Below are 15,815 nucleotides of genomic sequence, written 5' to 3' on the forward strand. Positions count from 1 at the left end.
CGCGATCACCGATCGGGCCCGTCACGTGAGGGCCGTCAGATCGCGTCCGACTCGTCCCCGAGCCGATCGTAGTTGTCGTCGACGACGGTGACTGTCGCGATCAGCGCCCCGGCGATGACGGGCCCGAAGAACAGGCCCATGACGCCGAACGCGTAGATCCCGCCGAGCACGCCGAGCATGATGACGGCGGGGCTGATCTGGGCGTACCGGTCGACGACGATCGGCCGCAGGTAATCGTCGGAGATCCCGACGACGATAGTGCTGTAGACCCCGAGCGCCAGTGCGAGGAGCGGTTCGCCCATCAGGAAGAGGTAGATGACGGCGGGGATCCACACCAGCGGCGCACCGACCAGCGGGATCAGCGAAAGGATCACCATGATGAACGTCCAGAACGCCGCGTTCGGAATCCCGGTGGCGAACAGCCCGAGTCCCGCGATGACGCCCTGGATGATCGCGATCAGGACGTGACCGGCGAGTACGGCCCACATGACCTCGCTCAGTTCGTCGTAGAGGTCGTTCTGGACGTCGTCGGGCAGCGGCGTCACCGACCTGATCCAGGCCATGAGGTTGTTCCCGTCTTTCAGCAGGTAGTACAGCAGAAAGAGCATGACGCCGAGGCCGACCAGGGCGTGGGTGAGTGCGCTGACCCACATCGTCGTCTGGTCGAGCAGGATCGACCCGATCTGCTCCGCCGATCCGGCCAGTTGTCCCGCCAGATCGACCTCTCGTCCGGTCTCTTCCGCGATCAGTCGCTCGAGTTCCGTCAGCTGGAGCGCTTCGGGCTCTATCCCCTGGAGGAGCCGGGCGACGTCGCCGGCGATCGCCGTCGCCACGACGACGAACGGGACGACGAAGCCGACGAGCGCGAGGACGAGGAGCGCGAACGCGGCGATCGTCGGCGACACGTGGTTCTCGAGTCGCTCCTGGACGGGAAAGAGGACGAACGCGAGGAGGAGGGCGCCGAGGACGTACTGGAGGAACGGCAGGACCAGTTGCAAGGAGAGATACGCGAAGATGCCGACGAGTGCGAGGAGGTACCCCTTGCTGAGGTTCACACGGGGAATAACGACGGTCAGCCGGATAAAATCGACCCAGACGTGTGACGGTCAGCCCGATACAACCGACCCAGACGTGTTCCCAGTCAAGACTGTCGTAGGGAGTCGCCACACGTCTTCAAGGGTTTGCCTGGCGAATTCACGACCGAATGTCGACCCAGCTCGATCCCCTCTCGCTCTCGGCCGATCTCCTGTACACGGTCAAGACGGAGGGCGACACCGACTGGTTGCGATCGCGGCTCGCGTCGCTCGATCGATCGCAGCTCGGGCGAGCCCTCTCGACGCGGGAGCGCAAACTCTCCTTCTGGCTCAACTGTTACAACGCCTACACCCATCTCCTGCTGGAGGAGGACGACGACCGGGCGTTGCTCGAGGGCGGCCTCCTCGATCGCTGGCGGTTCGTCGCCCGCGATCGGATCCCGGTCGGCGGCGCCTGGCTCAGCCTCAACGACATCGAGCACGGGATGCTCCGCAGTTCGAAGCACCCCTGGGGATTCGGCTACGCCCCCCGGCTGTTTCCCTCGGCGTTCGAACGCCGGTTCCGACTCGCGGAGTGTGACCCGCGGGTCCACTTCGCGTTACCCCGGAGCGCCGAGCACTGTCCGCCGATCACCGTCTACTCCCCCGCCGACGTCGACGAGGATCTGGACATCGCGATCGAGTGGTACCTGGAGGAGAACGTCCACTACGACTCCGACCGGCGCGTCGCGACGATCCCCCGGCTCTTTCGGCGCTACCGCGGCGATTTCGGCGGCAGACGCGGCGTAATCCGGTTCCTGCGGGAGTACAACGCGATCCCGGACGACGCGACGCCGTCGCTCGACTACGAACGCGGCGGCCGGACCTCGCCGATCGACGCCGAGGTGCTCCGACACTGATCGTCGGTTCGGCCGTCGACCGCCTCGCCTGGCGAGCGCGGGCGACGGCTCGCGGTCCGCGATCGGCCCCGCGACGCGCGGTCGCTACGACTCCGTCTCCTCAATCGTCGCGGTCGGTACTGCCCGCATGACGCCCCTGACGGCGCGTTTCGCGTTCGATCGCGAGGTGTACCCCTCGCCGCTGTCGGCGAGGATGTTGCCGTTCCAGTGGACCAGCCGCCAGCGCCACTCGTCGGCCCGGTCCTGGTACACCTCGAAGCGACTGGTTCGGTCGGTCCCGGACGACTGCCCCTCGATCGGCTCCCCGGGCTCGTCGGTCGGGTCGTCCGCCGCGACGGTCTCGACGCGGACGCTCGACCCGTCGGGATCGTCCCACTCGAGTCCGAGTTCGAGCGCGGCCGTGGCGGGGTCGGCGTCGTCGTCCCGATCGGCCCTGAGGTCGGCGACCAGCCGGTCGGGAACGTCCACGTCGAGCCGTCGCTCCGCCGTGTGCAACTGGAGCGTGTGCCCGCCCTCGAGGGCGGCCGCCATCTCGTCGACGACGACGGCCAGTTCCTCGCGATCGTACGCCTGCTCGAGTTCGAACTCCGGATCCGGCTCCGACATGGTCCCGTCTACGTGACGGGACAGGTTAGGATTGTGGTCGATCGGCCCCAGCCGCAGTCGGACGCGACCCGGGCTGGCCGACTCACGGACGTCCGAGCGCGCGTCCCGCGAGTTCGTGTCAGCGGTACCGAGTGCTGTCGGAGCGTTTTTGACGCCCCGCTGTGATCCACTGGCCGTGACTTCCCGCGAGCGGCGTGACGATCGGCGAGTCGTGTTCGAACGAGACGAGTACGCGTGTCGCAACTGCGGTGCGATCGGCGGCGACGACGAACCGACGACCGTCCGGACGTATCCGGTCGGCGACGTGTCACTCGAGGGGACGGCCCACGAGAGTTCGCTCGTGACGGTCTGCGAACGGTGTTTCACGGCACTACAGGAGTCGGACGCGCTGTCGAACCTGTCTGTCGATCGGGACGAACTGTTCCGACTCGTCCGCGAGACGACCCGTACGCAGGGGGCGACTATCTCCGACGTGGCCTCGTTCGCGTCGCTCGTGACGTCGTTGCCGACCGCCCTCGCCGAGACCGAACCGGGCGACGAATCCCGCGACTACGCCGCCGAGTACGTCGAAACCCGCCGTGACGTCCTGCTGGCGATCGACGTCGTCGATACCCGACTCGATCGGCTCGGGGCGGTCGAGACGACCGATCTGGGGCCCGAGGTGGCGACGCCGCTCGAGACGGTGACGGAGACGGCGACGACCCTCCAGTCGGACCTCCGCGAGGTCGTCGAACTCGGCGAGACGGTCGTCACAGGACTCGATCGGTGCCACGGCTGTTTCGAGCCGCTCGAAGGGGCCGCTGCGAGCGAAAGCGGGTCCGGAACCCGCGCGTGCGGGACCTGCGCCCTCGAGCCGCGATCGACCGACGACTGGCGTCGATCGGCGGGCGACGGCGTGGCGTTCGAACGGCTCTTCTCGACGATCAACGATCGGCTCCGGGGCACCTCCACGACGACCGAGGCGCTGACCGATCGGACGATGGCACTCGCGGAGACCCTCCTCGAGGAGTGAGAGAACGGGATCGTTGCGACGGGAACCGTTACAGTTCCGTCGCGGCCGCGAGCGAGATGTCGATCGCGCGCCCGACGTTGTTCTTCGCCTTCTCGGGGAGTTCGTCGTCCTCGGTGTCGGTCCCCTTCTGGGTGCCCTCGACGAGGTTTCCGTCGACGGTACAGATCGCCCCTGCCCTGAGTCCCCGCCGGCGAGCCAGCGAGAAGACGGCGGCGGCCTCCATCTCGACCGAGAGCAGTCCGGCCTCCTCCCAGTCCGCGACGTATTCGTCGGTCTCGGCGTAGTAGGCGTCGTCGGAGGCGATCGGGCCGACGTGTACGTCTTCACTATTCGCTTCCGCCGAATCGACCAGCGCCGATAGCACGTCGTAGTCCGGCACGGCGGGGTACTCGACTGCTTCGTAGCGCTTCGAGGTCCCCTCGTTCTTCGCGGCGCCGGTCGCGACGATCATGTCGCCGATCTCGATCCCCGACTGGAGGGCCCCGGTCGTCCCGACGCGGATGACCGTCTCGACGCCGACGTTCGCCAGTTCCTCGATCGCGATCGCGGCCGACGGACAGCCGATTCCCGTCGAACAGATCGTCAGCGCTCGCCCCTCGTAGGTGGCGTTGACGACCTTGTACTCGCGGTTCTGGGCGATCGTTTCGGCCTCGTCACAGTGTCCGGCGATCCGATCGACGCGTCCGGGATCCCCCGGAATGAGGGCGATGTCTGCGACGTCCCCGTCGTCGACCAGCAGGTGTGGTTGCGTTGCCATACCCCCGCGTTCCGGCGGCGACGAGAAAAAAGGTTCTACTGCCGGACACCGATCGGCGACGTCGATCCGCGACTCGCGATCGGGCCGTCACTGATCTGCGATCCATCCCGCCCCGTAGTTCCCCCGGTCCCGCCGTCAGTTCGTCGGTCGCACCTCCACCCGATCGGGTGTGATCGTCATCGTCAGGTCGTCGGCGTCGATTTCGACGGATCCGGTCGATCGGGCGCTCCCGTTGCAGGTGTCGGCGAAGAGGGCGTCGAGCGCTTCCGGATCGACGTAGTCGTAGAGTCGCGTGCTGGCGGCCGTGACGTCTTCGTCGTGATAGCGTGCCAGCGCCGTCGCGGCGGCGATACTCGGCGGTTCGTCTGGACTCGGCTCGTAGCGGATGCGGCGACCGAACGCGCACCCGTGGGACGTGCTTCTCCTTCGTTCCGTCATGTCTCTCTGTCACGTCTCCGTGACGTTCTACTCGAGTGAGCAACGGCGCAGCTGATATAAGTGTCGTCAGACAGCAACCCCTGAGAACCGCCAGGAGGCGACGGAATCTCCTATTCCGATTTCGGTACCCGTCCCTTCAAAACCGATCGGCCAGGAACGCCTCGACGTCCGATCGCGTCGGGGCGCTGCGAGCCCCCTCCTGCGCCGCGGTGAGCGCCCCGCAGGCGTTCCCGAACTCGAGCGCTCGCTCGACGTCGGCGCCGGCGAGGTCCTGCCCGCCGTCGCCCAGTACGGTTGCGATGAATCCCGCGGCGAACGCGTCACCCGCCCCGGTCGTGTCCCGGGGATCGACGTCGAACCCCGGATGGGCGTACGAGCCGTTCGGCGTGTGCACCGCCGCACCGTCGCCGCCGTACTTGACGACGACGATCCGATCGCTGAAGTCCGACTCGACGTACTCGCCCTCGAGCACCGCCTCGGCCTCGCGATCGTTCGCGAAGACGACGTCGGCCGCCGCCAGCGCCTCGCCGTAGTTGCGGTCGCCGAGTCGTCGGCCGGGATCGAAACTGACGGTGACCCTGGCCTCGCTGGCGATCCGGGCGATCGCGGCGGCGGTGTCCGGCCGCTGCCCGGTGAGGTGGACGAGGTCGACCGATCGGATGCGCTCCCGATCGAGATCCGCGGGGCCGACCGCCTCGTTGACGCCGTCGTTTCCCAGCACGGCGACCTCGCCGTCGTCGTCGACCAGCAGGTACTTGACGGCCGTCGAGGCGTCCTCGACGATCCGGACGCCGTCGAGCGAGACGCCCGCGTCCTCGAGTTCGCGTCGCGCCAGCAGGCCGTTGTCGTCGTCGCCGACGCTCCCGATCAGCCCGGCCTCGACGCCGAGTCCCGCGAGGGCGGCCGCGACGTTCGCGGCGCTACCGCCGCCGGACTGGTGCTGTGAGCGGATCGCCGATTCGCCGTCGGCGACCGGGAGTCGATCGACGCGCAGCGTCACGTCCCAGTTGACGTGACCCGCAGTGAGCACGGAGAGCATAATAATATCGGGACGTCGACCTCCGGCGGGAAAAGTCTAGCCGAGCGTAAACAGCAGGAGGTTGTGGACGCCCGGTCCGAGCCCCACCGCGGCGATCAGTCCGAGGATCGTCCGTCCCTGCCGGGGCGTTTCCTGGACGTACTCCTTGAACAGGCCGAGGATCAGGAGCGAGAGCACCACTTTCACGAGGACGAACAGCCAGCCGCTACCGATGTACGCGGCCGTCGGGAGGCTCCCGCCGGCCTCGAGAAGCAGTCGGGACAGCGGGACGGTCTCTGCGGTGCCGAGCACGTCGTAGCCGATCGCGGTCGAGACGCCGTCCAGGGTGTGGCTGAAGACGACGAGCGCCCCGGTGATGCTCGTGACGGCGGCGACCTCGGTGAACCAGAGGCTGAGCGCGAGCCACGCGATCGCCGTCACGATGCCGGTGACGACGACCGCGATGACCGGCCAGAACGGATCGAGCACCCCCTCGCCCCACCGACTGACGACGGCGAACGTCGCGAACGCGACGAAAAACGCCGTCCCGGTGACGCCGACGAACCGGGCGATCGATCGCTGGAGGCCGGCCGCGTAGAGGAACGACCCGAGCAGCCAGATCCCGCCCGCGAGGGTCGCCGTCACGAGGTAGACGCTCGGCGTAGTGAACAGGACCGCGATCCCGTCCGGGTACGCATCGATCTGGTAGAGGACGTGGAGCGTCGACCCGAACATCATCCACGGCGCGAACGCGAGCACCGTCAGGTCGGTCACCGGTGGATCGACGGTCCACAGCAGCGTGACGACACCCCCCAGTACGACGAGAAGCGGCACGAGAAAATACCACGGCGGGAGCGCGAATCCCTCGGGCAATACCATATCCCATACGACCTCAGACCAGTAACTAACACGTTTCGATTATCACCGACTCGGTGATACGACGCGGCCAATCGTCCGGAGCGATCGGTATCTGTCGGGGCTACGGCTCCCACGGCTCGCCGGTCGTCTCGCCGAACAGGTCCCGCATCAGCGTCACGATACTTTCGGGCGGGAACTGCCCCCGCTCGGTGACGATCGCGTCGACGTACCGCGGCGGCGTGACGTCGAAGGCGGGGTTCTCGACGACCAGTCCCTCGTCGTCCGATCGCTCGCCGGTGACGTCCGCGCGCTCCGCGTCCGGGAGCACCTCCGACTCGTCGCGCATCTCGATCGCGACGGTGTGGCCGGTCATCGTGTCGGGGTGGAGTTTGATCGTCTGGGCGGCGACCATCACCGGGACGCCGCGTTCGCGGGCGTTGACGGCCAGGCCGCTGGTCCCGATCTTGTTGATGACGCCGCCGTCGGCGGCGATGCTGTCGGCCCCGACGAGGACGTGATCCGCGTCGTCCAGGTACCGACGCGCCGCGTTGTCGACGATCAGCGTCACCGGCACGCCCCACTCCCGGAGCTGGCGGGCCGTGATGTGGCCCTGCTTTCGCGGTCGGGTCTCTTTGACGATCGCCTCGACGTGTTTGCCGGCGTCGAGCGCGGCCTCGATACACGAGAGCGCGTCCGTCGAGTGACAGTGGGTCATCACCACGTCGCCGTCCCGGAGCCGGTTGGCCCCGACCTTCCCCAGCTGGTCCTGGGCCTGCTCGAGTTCGGTCCTGAACTCCTCGGCACGGGCGATCGTCGAGGCCCGGAGTTCGGAGACGGTGTCACCCGCCATCCCGCGGAGGACGTACCGGAGGGCGTTCGGGAGGCTGACGGCGGTCGGGCGGGTCTCGTAGAGTACCTTCGCGGCGGCCCGCAACTCATCCCGGAAGGCCGCCGGATCGGCGGCGTCGGTCCGATCGGCCTGCGTGGCGAGCGCGTCGGCCGCCGCGTCGGCGATCGTCGCCGCGCCGCGGATCTCCATCGTCGCGATGTCCTCGGCCGTCTCGGCGACGACGGGATCGACGGCTGGCTGGTCCTCGTCCATGCGAGCCAGTAGCAGGTCGCGATCAATAAGCATCCGGGCGGCGATCCGCAGGGCTCGTCGATTCGACGGGGAACGCTCGGAATCCGACTCCGGGCGGTGAACGACCGATCGGATTTTTGAGGGCGGGACGAGTCCACCCCGTATGGACCGGAGCGAACTCGCGCCGCTGATCGATCACACCGTGCTCGGCCCCGAGACGACCCCCGGAGACGTCCGGCGGGTGCTCGACGAGGCCGCCGAGTACGGGATGAACGCCTGTATTCCGCCCTACGCCGTCGAGGAGGCCGCGGGCTACGCACCCGAGGTGACGATCGCGACCGTCGTCGGCTTTCCCCACGGCCAGCAGAGCCACGACGTGAAGCGACGCGAGGGGGTCCTCGCCTGGAAAGCGGGGGCCGACGAACTCGACGCCGTGATCAACGTCGGCCGTCTCAAGGCCGGCGAGGACGACGTCGTCCGGGCCCAGATCGCGGAACTCGTCGCCGCCGTCCCGATCCCGGTCAAGGTCATCATCGAAACCGCTCTCCTGACCGACGCGGAGAAACGTCAGGCCTGCGAGGCCGCCGTCGAGGCCGACGCCGCGATGGTCAAGACTTCGACGGGATTCGCCGACGGGGGTGCGACGATCGCGGACGTCGAACTCATGAGCGAGTTCCTCCCCGTCAAGGCAAGCGGCGGCGTCGGCAGCTACGACGAGGCGATCGCCATGCTCGAAGCCGGGGCCGAGCGGATCGGGGCCTCGAGCGGCGTCGAGATCGTCTCCGGGGCACCGACGAGGGAGTAGGGCCCGAAGCCGGATCCGGTACAGGGGCGAGACCGAACGCGGAACCGACTGTGGGATCGCGGTACTGGTCGCTCCCGGATCGATCGCGGAACCGGACGATCCCGGCAGGATCGCCCGCGGAACCCAACGGTTTTTCTCCGAACGTGGTCACTATGAGCCTATGCTCGATCCGGTTCGAGTGCGGGTTCGCGCACTCGCCGATCGTCTCCGGCGGTTCGAGCGGCGGGAACTCGACGCGTTCGTGCGGTGGATCGAACGCACGGGGAACCTGCTTCACCTCTCGGTGCTCGTGTTCGTCCCGCTATTGATCGCCGTGGTCACCTGGCTGTCGAACGTGACGGTCGCGGTCTCGTTTCTCCTGTTCCCGCCGCTGGCCTCCGGAACGTACACGCTCTTTGCCGATCCCGAGGGCCGGTACTCCACGCCCGGGAAGTTCGTCGGCGGGATGACCGTGGGGGCACTCTGTGGCTGGTTCGCCCTCGAACTGGCGGCGGTGGTGGGCCTGAACGGCGGCCCCATCAGCGCGTCCGGTGCCGCCCTGAGCGTCTTCTTCACCGGCGTCGCGACCTGGGCGCTCGACCTGGAGGAACCCACGGCGTTTTCGACCGCACTGCTCGTCCTCGTCACCGGCAACGCGAAGATCGCGTACGTCCTCGGGATCGTCGTCTCGAGTGCGTTCGTCGCGGCCACCTTCGCGCTCTGGCGCGATCGCTTCTACCAGCAGCGGGCCCGCTATCTCTACCAGACGACCAACGCCGACGATCACGTGCTCGTCCCGATCGACGACTCGGGAACTGTCGCGCGGTTCGCGGCCGAACTCGCCGGCGCACACGAGGCCGGCAAGGTCGTCCTCTTCGGCGTCGCCGGGGCGGTCCGGGCCGACGACCCCGACCCCGAATCCGACACCGGCGAAGCGGAGACGACCGCCGAACGCGAGGCCGACGACACGGTCCAGGAACTCGAGTCGCTCGCGGACGACCTCCGGGCCGAGTACGACGTCCCCTGCGAGGTCGTCGTCGCGGAGGGCGATCGACGCTCGTCGGGGCTCGTTCTCCGGACCGCCCGACAGAACAACTGTGACCTCATCGTCGCGCCGTACGAGGAGGGCGATCGAGGCGGGCTCTCGTCGTTCATCCGCGGCCTGTTCGACAGCGAGATCGACGTCATCGCGTTCCGCTCGAGCGACGATCGCCGCCGGTGGCGACGCGGGCTGGTCGCGGTCCGGGGCGCCGGCGACACCGCTCGCACGATGGTCGACTTCGCGTTGCGACTCACCGAACCCGGCTGGCCGACCAGCGTCGCGACTTGCATCGACGACGAGTCGCGCCGGCGGAGCGCGGAGAACACCCTCGCAGACCTCGTCGATGCCTTCTCGGGTCGGTTCGAGACCCACGTCGTCACCGAGTCGGTCGAGGCGTACCTCTCGCGCGTGGCACCCCGGTACGACGTGCTCTTCGTCGGCTCGAGCACCGACCGATCGGCGGCCTCGCGGTTCGTCTCACCGCCGACGTTCCGGAACCTCGGGGATCTCGACACCGACGTCGCGATCGTTCACCGGGGTCGGCGTCGGTAGCCGCTCACGGGCCGCGTGTCGCATCGGAGGGAGCTGCTTTCACTCCGTGCCCATGATCCGATCGATCAGGTCCGTCTCGTCGCTCCCGAGCGCCGATCGGACGAGCAGGTGACCGCCCAGCACCGCCGGACTGATGACCGTGTCCGCACCCGCCCGATCGAGCTTTCTGGTGTTCTCGCGATCGGTCGCGGCGGCGACGATCCGGGCGTCGGTCGACAGTTGACGAGCAGTGAGAATCGCCAGCGCATCCTGTGCGTCGTGTTTCGTCGCGACGACGACCGCCGAGGCCCGCTCGATCTTCGCGCGCTGGAGGGGTTCCTCGTCGCTCGGGTCGCCGGTGACGACCGGTAGATTCCGATCGGTGAGGTCAGTCGTCGCGTCGCGATCGTTCGTCACGACGACGAACTGCTGATCGCTGCGTGCGAGTTCGTCGACGATCGGTTCCGTCAGGTCGCCGTAGCCGAGGACGAGGATGTGATCCTCGAGGACTTCGAGTTCTGATTCGGTCATCTTTCCGAGTGTTTTCGAGATTTTGGCCTGGATCGCCGGGCCGACGAGGGCTCCGATGGCGATACCGAAGCTGGCGACGCCGAGGACGAGGACGGACATCGTGAACAGCATCGCCTCGGTCGACGTCGGGTCCGGCGTGATGTCTCCGTAGCCGACCGTACTCGACGTGATCAGGGTGAAGTAGAACGCGTCGAGGATGTTGGTGATCCCCTCGAAGTCCTCGCGGAGCGCGTAGCCGCCGATGGTGCCGTACAGCTGGACCCCGATGAGGGCCGATCCGGCGGCGATCTGGGTCGTCGAGAGGGACAGGGAGTTGTCGAACCGATCGCGAGTGAGCAACAGGACGGGGATCGAGACGATCGAGAGGACGATCAGCGGCACGGAGTACTCGCTCGTCTGGAGGAGCCCCTGCGCCGCGGTCAGCGGCAACAGCAGGAGCGACGCCCACCAGCCGACGCGGAGGCCGCGCCTGAGCGCGAGCGCGCTCCCGACCATCAGGAACCCGGTGAGCGCGCCGGTAAAGCCCGCGGCCTCCTGGACGGCGTCGGGGACGTACCCGGCCCAGGGGCCGTAGACGGTATCGATCCCGATGTTGACCACCGCAGTGGCGACCGAGAGCAGGGCGACCGTCAGGACGAGCAACACCGCCGCTCGCACCGTGAGCACTCGTGGCCAGTTGTCCGGGAGACGCGATCGACCCGGCCGCTCGTCGTCCATACACGCCGGTGGGCGATGCCGTCAGTTAACTCTTTCAAACCCGTCTCCGGTCGAACGGAACGCACGATCGACCCTCGACGGGGGACGAGGCCATCCGCCCCACGACCGGCCCGACGACTGCCGTCGAGACCGGGCCGGGACCGGGACCTGCCGGTACTGGTTTACCCGTCCCGGTCCACCTGCCCACAATGACGCTCCCAGTCGAGATTCTACTCGGCGTCTATCTCGGGCTGCTGACCGGCATCGTCCCGGCCCTGGTCGCCGGCTCGCTCGGCTTTCTCGTCCGGTACTTCAGCGGCGTCACGCTTCCCGGGTTCGGTGTGGTCGTACTCGCACTGTCGATCGCCAGCGTCCAGGGCGGGCTGCTCGGCCTCGTCGAGCCGAGCATTGCGCAATCGCCGCGACTGCTGGTCGCCGTGCTGGTCGTCCTGATGCTCGCGCTGTACGCGCACAATCAGGGCGACAAACTCGGTGCCGAACTGCCGCGACGACTCTCGCTGACCGCGCTCCGCCAGCGGACGCTCTCGGCGGACGTCGTCGAACTCGTCGGGACCGTCGGCCAGGTCACGATCCGGCCGACGGGCGAGATCCGCGACATGGAGGGGTATCCGCCGCTCCCGGCGGCTCTCCGGCAGACGCTCAAGACCGGGTCGTGGAAACTTCCCGCCGACCTCCCGCTGTCGGAACTCGAGGTCCGCCTCGCGGAACGGCTCCGCACCGACCACGACCTCGCGGACGTCGACGTCTCGATCGACGAGCAGGGTCGGGCGACGATCGTCGCCGCACCCCCATCCGGGAGCCTCTCGCGGCGCGTTCCGGCGGGAACGCGGGCGGTCTCGATCGAGACGCTCGTCCCGACCGGGCTGGCCCGCGGCGACGAGGTGGTCGTCCGGACGGTCGAGCGGTCGATACGGGGGACGGTCCTGAGCGTTCGGACGGCCGCCGACGCCGAGGACACCGCGGCCGGCGACGGTGACGACCCCGTGTCGGGCGAGACGACGCTTCCGGACAGCGGGACGGAGTCTCCGGTGGAGGTCCCCGTGCGGCGTTCCGGAGCCAGTCCCGGCGGAATCGGTCGCGTCACGATTGCCGTCGCCCGGCGCGACGTCGACCCGTTGCTCGCGGCCGACCGACCGCGACTCGTCGTCCGATCGCGAGGGACGAACCGCGAGTTCGAGGCGTTCGCCCTGGCCAAACGGGCCGGGTACGCGATCCGACGGATCACTGTGGGAGCGGACGGGGCGTCCGCGGATCCGCGATCGGCAGCGAACGTGACGGTCGTCGCGGTCCGGCGACAGGGAAGCGAGACCGGCGGTCGTCGACACGGCTGGGTGTTCGGTCCCGGGATCGAACGATCGCTCGGGGCCGGCGACGAGGCGTTCGTCGCGGGTCCCGAGACGCTCGTCGAGGAGTTCGCGGAGGCGACCGGCCGATGAGCAGTCCCGCCGTCGTCCTGGGTACGACTGCTGGGGGTGATCCCGCGTGATCGCGGTCGTCGCCCAGGCGATCTCCCCGGAGGCGCTGCTGGACGTGCTCGGTCGCCTCCTCGGCTTCGCGATCCTCGCGGGCGGCACGGCGGCCGTCGCGGCCGTCGGATTCCGGTGGTACAGCGCCGACGAACTCCCGGAGGGCGTCGGCGTCCTGCTCGGCATCTCGACGGTCGCGATCTGGCTGAACACCAAGACCGCCCTCCAGGACGCGATCATCGGCTCGACGCCGCTTCTCGACCCCGAGACGGCCATCTACACGGTCGTCACCTTCGTCGTGAGCGCGATCGCCGCGGACGGCGGCCGGCGGATCGGGGACCACCTCGCCCGCGACGTGTTCGCGCTCGCGGCGCCCCGGTCGATCGACGACGTGACCGAACTCGTTCGATCGGCCGGCCGGGTGGTGACCCTCGAACTCCCCGACGAGATCGAGGACGTGGACGGTTACGACCCCGTCGACGACGCGACGAAGGCGGATCTCGCCGGCCAGACGGTTCACTTTCCGCGCCGACTCGACGTCGACAGGCTCCGGGAGCGACTCGTCGATCGACTCGCGCGCGACCACGGCATCGGCCACGTCGACGTCGAATTCGCCGCCGACGGCTCGATCGAGTACCTCGCGCTGGGGAGTCGGCCGGCCGGGATCGGGCCGACGCTCGCGCCAGGGACCGTCGCAGTCGCACTCCGCGGCGATCCGGCAGCCGACGCGAGTCCCGGTGATGCCGTCCGCCTCTGGCGTCGCGACGGCGACGCCTACCGGCGGGTCACTCGCGGCGAACTCCGGGGCACCGCCGACGACGTCGTGACGGTCGCCGTCGACGCCGACGACGCGGTCGAACTCGACCCCGACGCCGACTATCGGCTCGTGACCCTCCCCGGAAACCCGGGCGCGGAACGCGATCTCGTCTCCCTGCTCCGGGCCGCCGACGAGACGGTGACCACGTTCGCCGTCGACGAGGGAGACCCGCTCGCGGGCGCGGCCGTCGGGTCCCTCCCGGCGCTCGTGCTCGCAATCGACCGGGACGGCGACCCGATCGCACTGCCGGCCGACGACACCGCTCTGGAAGCGGGCGACGTCGCCTACGCTCTGGCGCGGCCGGCGGCCCTGCGACGGCTCTCGACCGACTCGACCGACGGAGCGGGCGGGACGGTCTTCGGAGCCGACGGGGCGGTCGACGGGGACGCGGCGGCCGTCGATCGTCGGCCGGAGCGGTAGCTACTTGGCCTCGGCACCGATAGCGCCATCTATGCCCACGGAGTGGAACCTGTTCGCCGATCTCGCCGAACGTGCGGGCGACAAACACGTCACCGTCGACGCCGACGCCGGCGACACCGTCGGCGACGCGCTCGACGACCTGCTCGCCGCCGCGCCCGAACTGGAGGGCCGAGTGCTCGACGGCGACGGCGACCTTCGATCGCAGATCAACGTCCTCCGCAACGGGACGAACGTCCTCGTCGAGGAGGAGGGTCTCGAGACGGAACTCGAGGAGGGCGACGAACTGGCCCTGTTCCCGCCGGTGAGCGGCGGTTGAGTCCGCGGCGGCAGACCGCGATCGGCGGGCGATCGATCGCCAGCCCCGGGCGGGTCGCGACTGTCGATCGATTTTGCGACGGGCAACGGCGGGCCGGGACGATGGGTCGGCCCACAGGCCGCTGACGTTCAGTGGCTCCTGTCGGCGGTGCGAGCCGTGAGCGAGATGCTCTTCACGCCGTACTTCTGGCACGCCCCCTGTGCTTGCTCCGAGATGAAGTCGTACTGCGGGTTCTCCCTGACCTCGAGGTCGCGGAAGCCGGCCGCTTCGATCATCGCGGTGTAGTCGTTGATCTGTCTGGCGCCGCCGATACACGCCGCCCAGAGATCCGCGTTCGTCTTGATGCTGTCGGGCATCTGGGTCTCGCTGATGATGTCCGAGAGACCGAGTCGTCCGCCCGGCCTGAGTACCCGGTTTACCTCCCGGAAGACGCGCTCTTTCTCCGCGGAGAGGTTGATGACGCCGTTCGAGATCACGACGTCGAACGACTCGTCCGCGAACGGAAGGTCTTCGACGTAGCCCGGTTCGAACGAGACGGCGTCGAAGCCGCCCTCGTCGCGGAGCTGGCGTGCGTTCTCCAGTTGCTCCTCGGTCATATCGAGTCCGGTCACGCTTCCGGTCTCGCCGACGTGACGCGCCGCGACGAACGCGTCCATGCCGGAGCCACTCCCCAGATCGAGTACGTCGTCGCCCTCCTGGACGTCGACGAGTTCGAAGTGATAGCCGACGCCTGCGAAGGACTCGACCGCGGCCTCCGGAATCGCATCGAGATCCGCGTCGGGATAGCCGAGGCGCGACGCCAGCGGGCGCCCCATCTCGAAGTGGAACTCCTCGTCGGGGGACTCGGCGACGGCACGGTACACGCCCTTGACCTCCCGTTCGAGTTTGTCGACGTCGAGCGATTCACTCACGTTCGATCACCGCCTGCAGTCTGTGCCTGTCTGAACCGTGCAATCTGTCTGATGCTGTCATGGGTTCGTTTCGCCTCCGTGTGAGAGTCGCTACGCTCGTCCGGGATAGATAGGTATCCCGTGGCGGTTTCCCGGGCACTGCCCTCCTTGCAGCCGGTGACCGTCGGTCACCGGCTGCGGGCTGGCCCGGTCGCTGTACCGCAGGTCGAACCGGCTCCGAACGGGTGGCCCGTCTCGGAACCGATCGCCGAACTCCGTCGAGCGTCGCTCACACGACTTGCAGGTGTTCCTCCTGGAGTTCCTCGTCCGTGTACTCCTGTCCGTGGACCTCTTTCATGTGGTTCCTGGCCAGTTCGATCGCTTCCGTCTCGTCTTCCGATTGGATGATGAACCGGCAATCCGCCGCCGCCGATTCGCAATCGAGTTTGTGTGCGTCAGTCATGGGTCTCCCCCGCAGACATCGCTACGCCCGTCCGGATTAGATAGGTATCCCGTGAGCGCCGTGCAGGGGCTGCTGTCTGGTCACTCAGTGACCGACAGTCACCGGTTGCAAGCCGTGGTCGCTGGTGATCCCCGG

The 15,815-nt window shown here is 68.4% G+C and carries 17 protein-coding genes; 7 read left to right on the plus strand and 10 right to left on the minus strand.

The features are described from left to right. Positions 1-35 precede the first annotated feature (35 nt). Positions 36-1,055 carry an AI-2E family transporter gene (locus tag MUN73_RS18485; protein WP_250141986.1) on the minus strand — a complete coding sequence of 340 codons (1,020 nt, stop codon included), beginning with the start codon at positions 1,053-1,055 and terminating at the stop codon, positions 36-38. Positions 1,056-1,204: 149 nt separating this feature from the next. Here MUN73_RS18485 and MUN73_RS18490 point away from each other — a divergent pair, with 149 nt between their 5' ends. Beyond that, positions 1,205-1,933, plus strand: a complete 729-nt coding sequence (locus MUN73_RS18490) for a DUF547 domain-containing protein (RefSeq protein WP_250141987.1) — start codon at positions 1,205-1,207, stop codon at positions 1,931-1,933. A gap of 84 nt (positions 1,934-2,017) precedes the next feature. On the opposite strand, the gene MUN73_RS18495 is transcribed toward MUN73_RS18490, so the two are convergent. Further along, positions 2,018-2,539 carry a YegP family protein gene (locus tag MUN73_RS18495; RefSeq protein WP_250141988.1) on the minus strand — a complete coding sequence of 174 codons (522 nt, stop codon included), beginning with the start codon at positions 2,537-2,539 and terminating at the stop codon, positions 2,018-2,020. 175 nt (positions 2,540-2,714) lie between these two features. Between MUN73_RS18495 and MUN73_RS18500 the strand changes: the two genes are divergently transcribed. Next, positions 2,715-3,551 carry an HNH endonuclease gene (locus MUN73_RS18500; RefSeq protein WP_250141989.1) on the plus strand — a complete coding sequence of 279 codons (837 nt, stop codon included), beginning with the start codon at positions 2,715-2,717 and terminating at the stop codon, positions 3,549-3,551. 28 nt (positions 3,552-3,579) lie between these two features. Here MUN73_RS18500 and MUN73_RS18505 read toward each other — a convergent pair whose 3' ends face one another. The 5 genes from MUN73_RS18505 to MUN73_RS18525 all read right to left on the minus strand — a co-directional run bounded on the left by MUN73_RS18505 (position 3,580) and on the right by MUN73_RS18525 (position 7,724). Beyond that, positions 3,580-4,308: a guanosine phosphorylase gene (locus MUN73_RS18505; protein WP_250141990.1), complete on the minus strand. Its 729-nt coding sequence runs from the start codon at positions 4,306-4,308 to the stop codon at positions 3,580-3,582. A gap of 135 nt (positions 4,309-4,443) precedes the next feature. Beyond that, the gene (locus MUN73_RS18510; RefSeq protein WP_250141991.1) at positions 4,444-4,746 is read right to left on the minus strand and encodes a HalOD1 output domain-containing protein; all 303 of its coding nucleotides are present in this window, start codon (positions 4,744-4,746) and stop codon (positions 4,444-4,446) included. Between the two features lie 136 nt (positions 4,747-4,882). Then, on the minus strand, positions 4,883-5,785 hold the full coding sequence (locus MUN73_RS18515) for an ATP-dependent ribose-1-phosphate kinase (protein ID WP_250141992.1): 903 nt from the start codon (positions 5,783-5,785) through the stop codon (positions 4,883-4,885). Between the two features lie 36 nt (positions 5,786-5,821). Further along, positions 5,822-6,643 (minus strand): DUF63 family protein, encoded by an 822-nt coding sequence (locus tag MUN73_RS18520; RefSeq protein WP_250141993.1) that lies wholly within the window; start codon positions 6,641-6,643, stop codon positions 5,822-5,824. 100 nt (positions 6,644-6,743) lie between these two features. Next, positions 6,744-7,724, minus strand: coding sequence for a ribose 1,5-bisphosphate isomerase (locus MUN73_RS18525; RefSeq protein ID WP_250141994.1), 981 nt, complete (start codon positions 7,722-7,724; stop codon positions 6,744-6,746). A 142-nt stretch (positions 7,725-7,866) separates the two neighbouring features. Between MUN73_RS18525 and deoC the strand changes: the two genes are divergently transcribed. Together deoC and MUN73_RS18535 are read left to right on the plus strand one after the other, a co-directional pair. Then, positions 7,867-8,508: a deoxyribose-phosphate aldolase gene (gene deoC / locus MUN73_RS18530; RefSeq protein ID WP_250141995.1), complete on the plus strand. Its 642-nt coding sequence runs from the start codon at positions 7,867-7,869 to the stop codon at positions 8,506-8,508. 160 nt (positions 8,509-8,668) lie between these two features. After that, positions 8,669-10,081 carry an HPP family protein gene (locus tag MUN73_RS18535; RefSeq protein WP_250141996.1) on the plus strand — a complete coding sequence of 471 codons (1,413 nt, stop codon included), beginning with the start codon at positions 8,669-8,671 and terminating at the stop codon, positions 10,079-10,081. 39 nt (positions 10,082-10,120) lie between these two features. Here the strand turns inward: MUN73_RS18535 and MUN73_RS18540 are convergent, their stop codons facing one another. Next, positions 10,121-11,308, minus strand: a complete 1,188-nt coding sequence (locus MUN73_RS18540) for an NAD-binding protein (protein WP_250141997.1) — start codon at positions 11,306-11,308, stop codon at positions 10,121-10,123. 188 nt (positions 11,309-11,496) lie between these two features. On the opposite strand from MUN73_RS18540, the gene MUN73_RS18545 reads away from it, so the two are divergent. From MUN73_RS18545 to MUN73_RS18555, 3 genes are read left to right on the plus strand one after another with little or no spacing between them, the layout of a single operon-like run. Then, positions 11,497-12,744 carry a DUF8167 domain-containing protein gene (locus tag MUN73_RS18545; protein WP_250141998.1) on the plus strand — a complete coding sequence of 416 codons (1,248 nt, stop codon included), beginning with the start codon at positions 11,497-11,499 and terminating at the stop codon, positions 12,742-12,744. 46 nt (positions 12,745-12,790) lie between these two features. Continuing rightward, a complete protein-coding gene (locus MUN73_RS18550) occupies positions 12,791-14,011 on the plus strand; it encodes a TrkA C-terminal domain-containing protein (protein WP_250141999.1) in 1,221 nt (406 codons plus the stop codon). A 31-nt stretch (positions 14,012-14,042) separates the two neighbouring features. Then, positions 14,043-14,327 (plus strand): ubiquitin-like small modifier protein 1, encoded by a 285-nt coding sequence (locus MUN73_RS18555; protein WP_250142000.1) that lies wholly within the window; start codon positions 14,043-14,045, stop codon positions 14,325-14,327. A gap of 128 nt (positions 14,328-14,455) precedes the next feature. Here the strand turns inward: MUN73_RS18555 and MUN73_RS18560 are convergent, their stop codons facing one another. Further along, positions 14,456-15,238, minus strand: coding sequence for a methyltransferase domain-containing protein (locus MUN73_RS18560; RefSeq protein WP_250142001.1), 783 nt, complete (start codon positions 15,236-15,238; stop codon positions 14,456-14,458). A gap of 268 nt (positions 15,239-15,506) precedes the next feature. Next, complete coding sequence (locus MUN73_RS18565; RefSeq protein ID WP_250142002.1) at positions 15,507-15,680, minus strand: DUF1059 domain-containing protein; 174 nt, start codon at positions 15,678-15,680, stop codon at positions 15,507-15,509. Positions 15,681-15,815 lie beyond the last annotated feature (135 nt).

The sequence above is a fragment of the Halosolutus amylolyticus genome (assembly GCF_023566055.1).
Classification (GTDB): Archaea; Halobacteriota; Halobacteria; order Halobacteriales; family Natrialbaceae; genus Halosolutus; species Halosolutus amylolyticus.

Bases quoted from the DNA above. Each gene is read 5' to 3' on its own strand.
- MUN73_RS18545 (WP_250141998.1), top strand. From the start codon at position 11,497: ATGACGCTCCCAGTCGAGATTCTACTCGGCGTCTATCTCGGGCTGCTG.
- MUN73_RS18540 (WP_250141997.1), bottom strand. From the start codon at position 11,308: ATGGACGACGAGCGGCCGGGTCGATCGCGTCTCCCGGACAACTGGCCA.
- MUN73_RS18525 (WP_250141994.1), bottom strand. From the start codon at position 7,724: ATGGACGAGGACCAGCCAGCCGTCGATCCCGTCGTCGCCGAGACGGCC.
- deoC (WP_250141995.1), top strand. From the start codon at position 7,867: ATGGACCGGAGCGAACTCGCGCCGCTGATCGATCACACCGTGCTCGGC.
- MUN73_RS18510 (WP_250141991.1), bottom strand. From the start codon at position 4,746: ATGACGGAACGAAGGAGAAGCACGTCCCACGGGTGCGCGTTCGGTCGC.
- MUN73_RS18495 (WP_250141988.1), bottom strand. From the start codon at position 2,539: ATGTCGGAGCCGGATCCGGAGTTCGAACTCGAGCAGGCGTACGATCGC.
- MUN73_RS18535 (WP_250141996.1), top strand. From the start codon at position 8,669: ATGCTCGATCCGGTTCGAGTGCGGGTTCGCGCACTCGCCGATCGTCTC.
- MUN73_RS18565 (WP_250142002.1), bottom strand. From the start codon at position 15,680: ATGACTGACGCACACAAACTCGATTGCGAATCGGCGGCGGCGGATTGC.
- MUN73_RS18490 (WP_250141987.1), top strand. From the start codon at position 1,205: ATGTCGACCCAGCTCGATCCCCTCTCGCTCTCGGCCGATCTCCTGTAC.
- MUN73_RS18520 (WP_250141993.1), bottom strand. From the start codon at position 6,643: ATGGTATTGCCCGAGGGATTCGCGCTCCCGCCGTGGTATTTTCTCGTG.
- MUN73_RS18555 (WP_250142000.1), top strand. From the start codon at position 14,043: ATGCCCACGGAGTGGAACCTGTTCGCCGATCTCGCCGAACGTGCGGGC.
- MUN73_RS18505 (WP_250141990.1), bottom strand. From the start codon at position 4,308: ATGGCAACGCAACCACACCTGCTGGTCGACGACGGGGACGTCGCAGAC.
- MUN73_RS18515 (WP_250141992.1), bottom strand. From the start codon at position 5,785: ATGCTCTCCGTGCTCACTGCGGGTCACGTCAACTGGGACGTGACGCTG.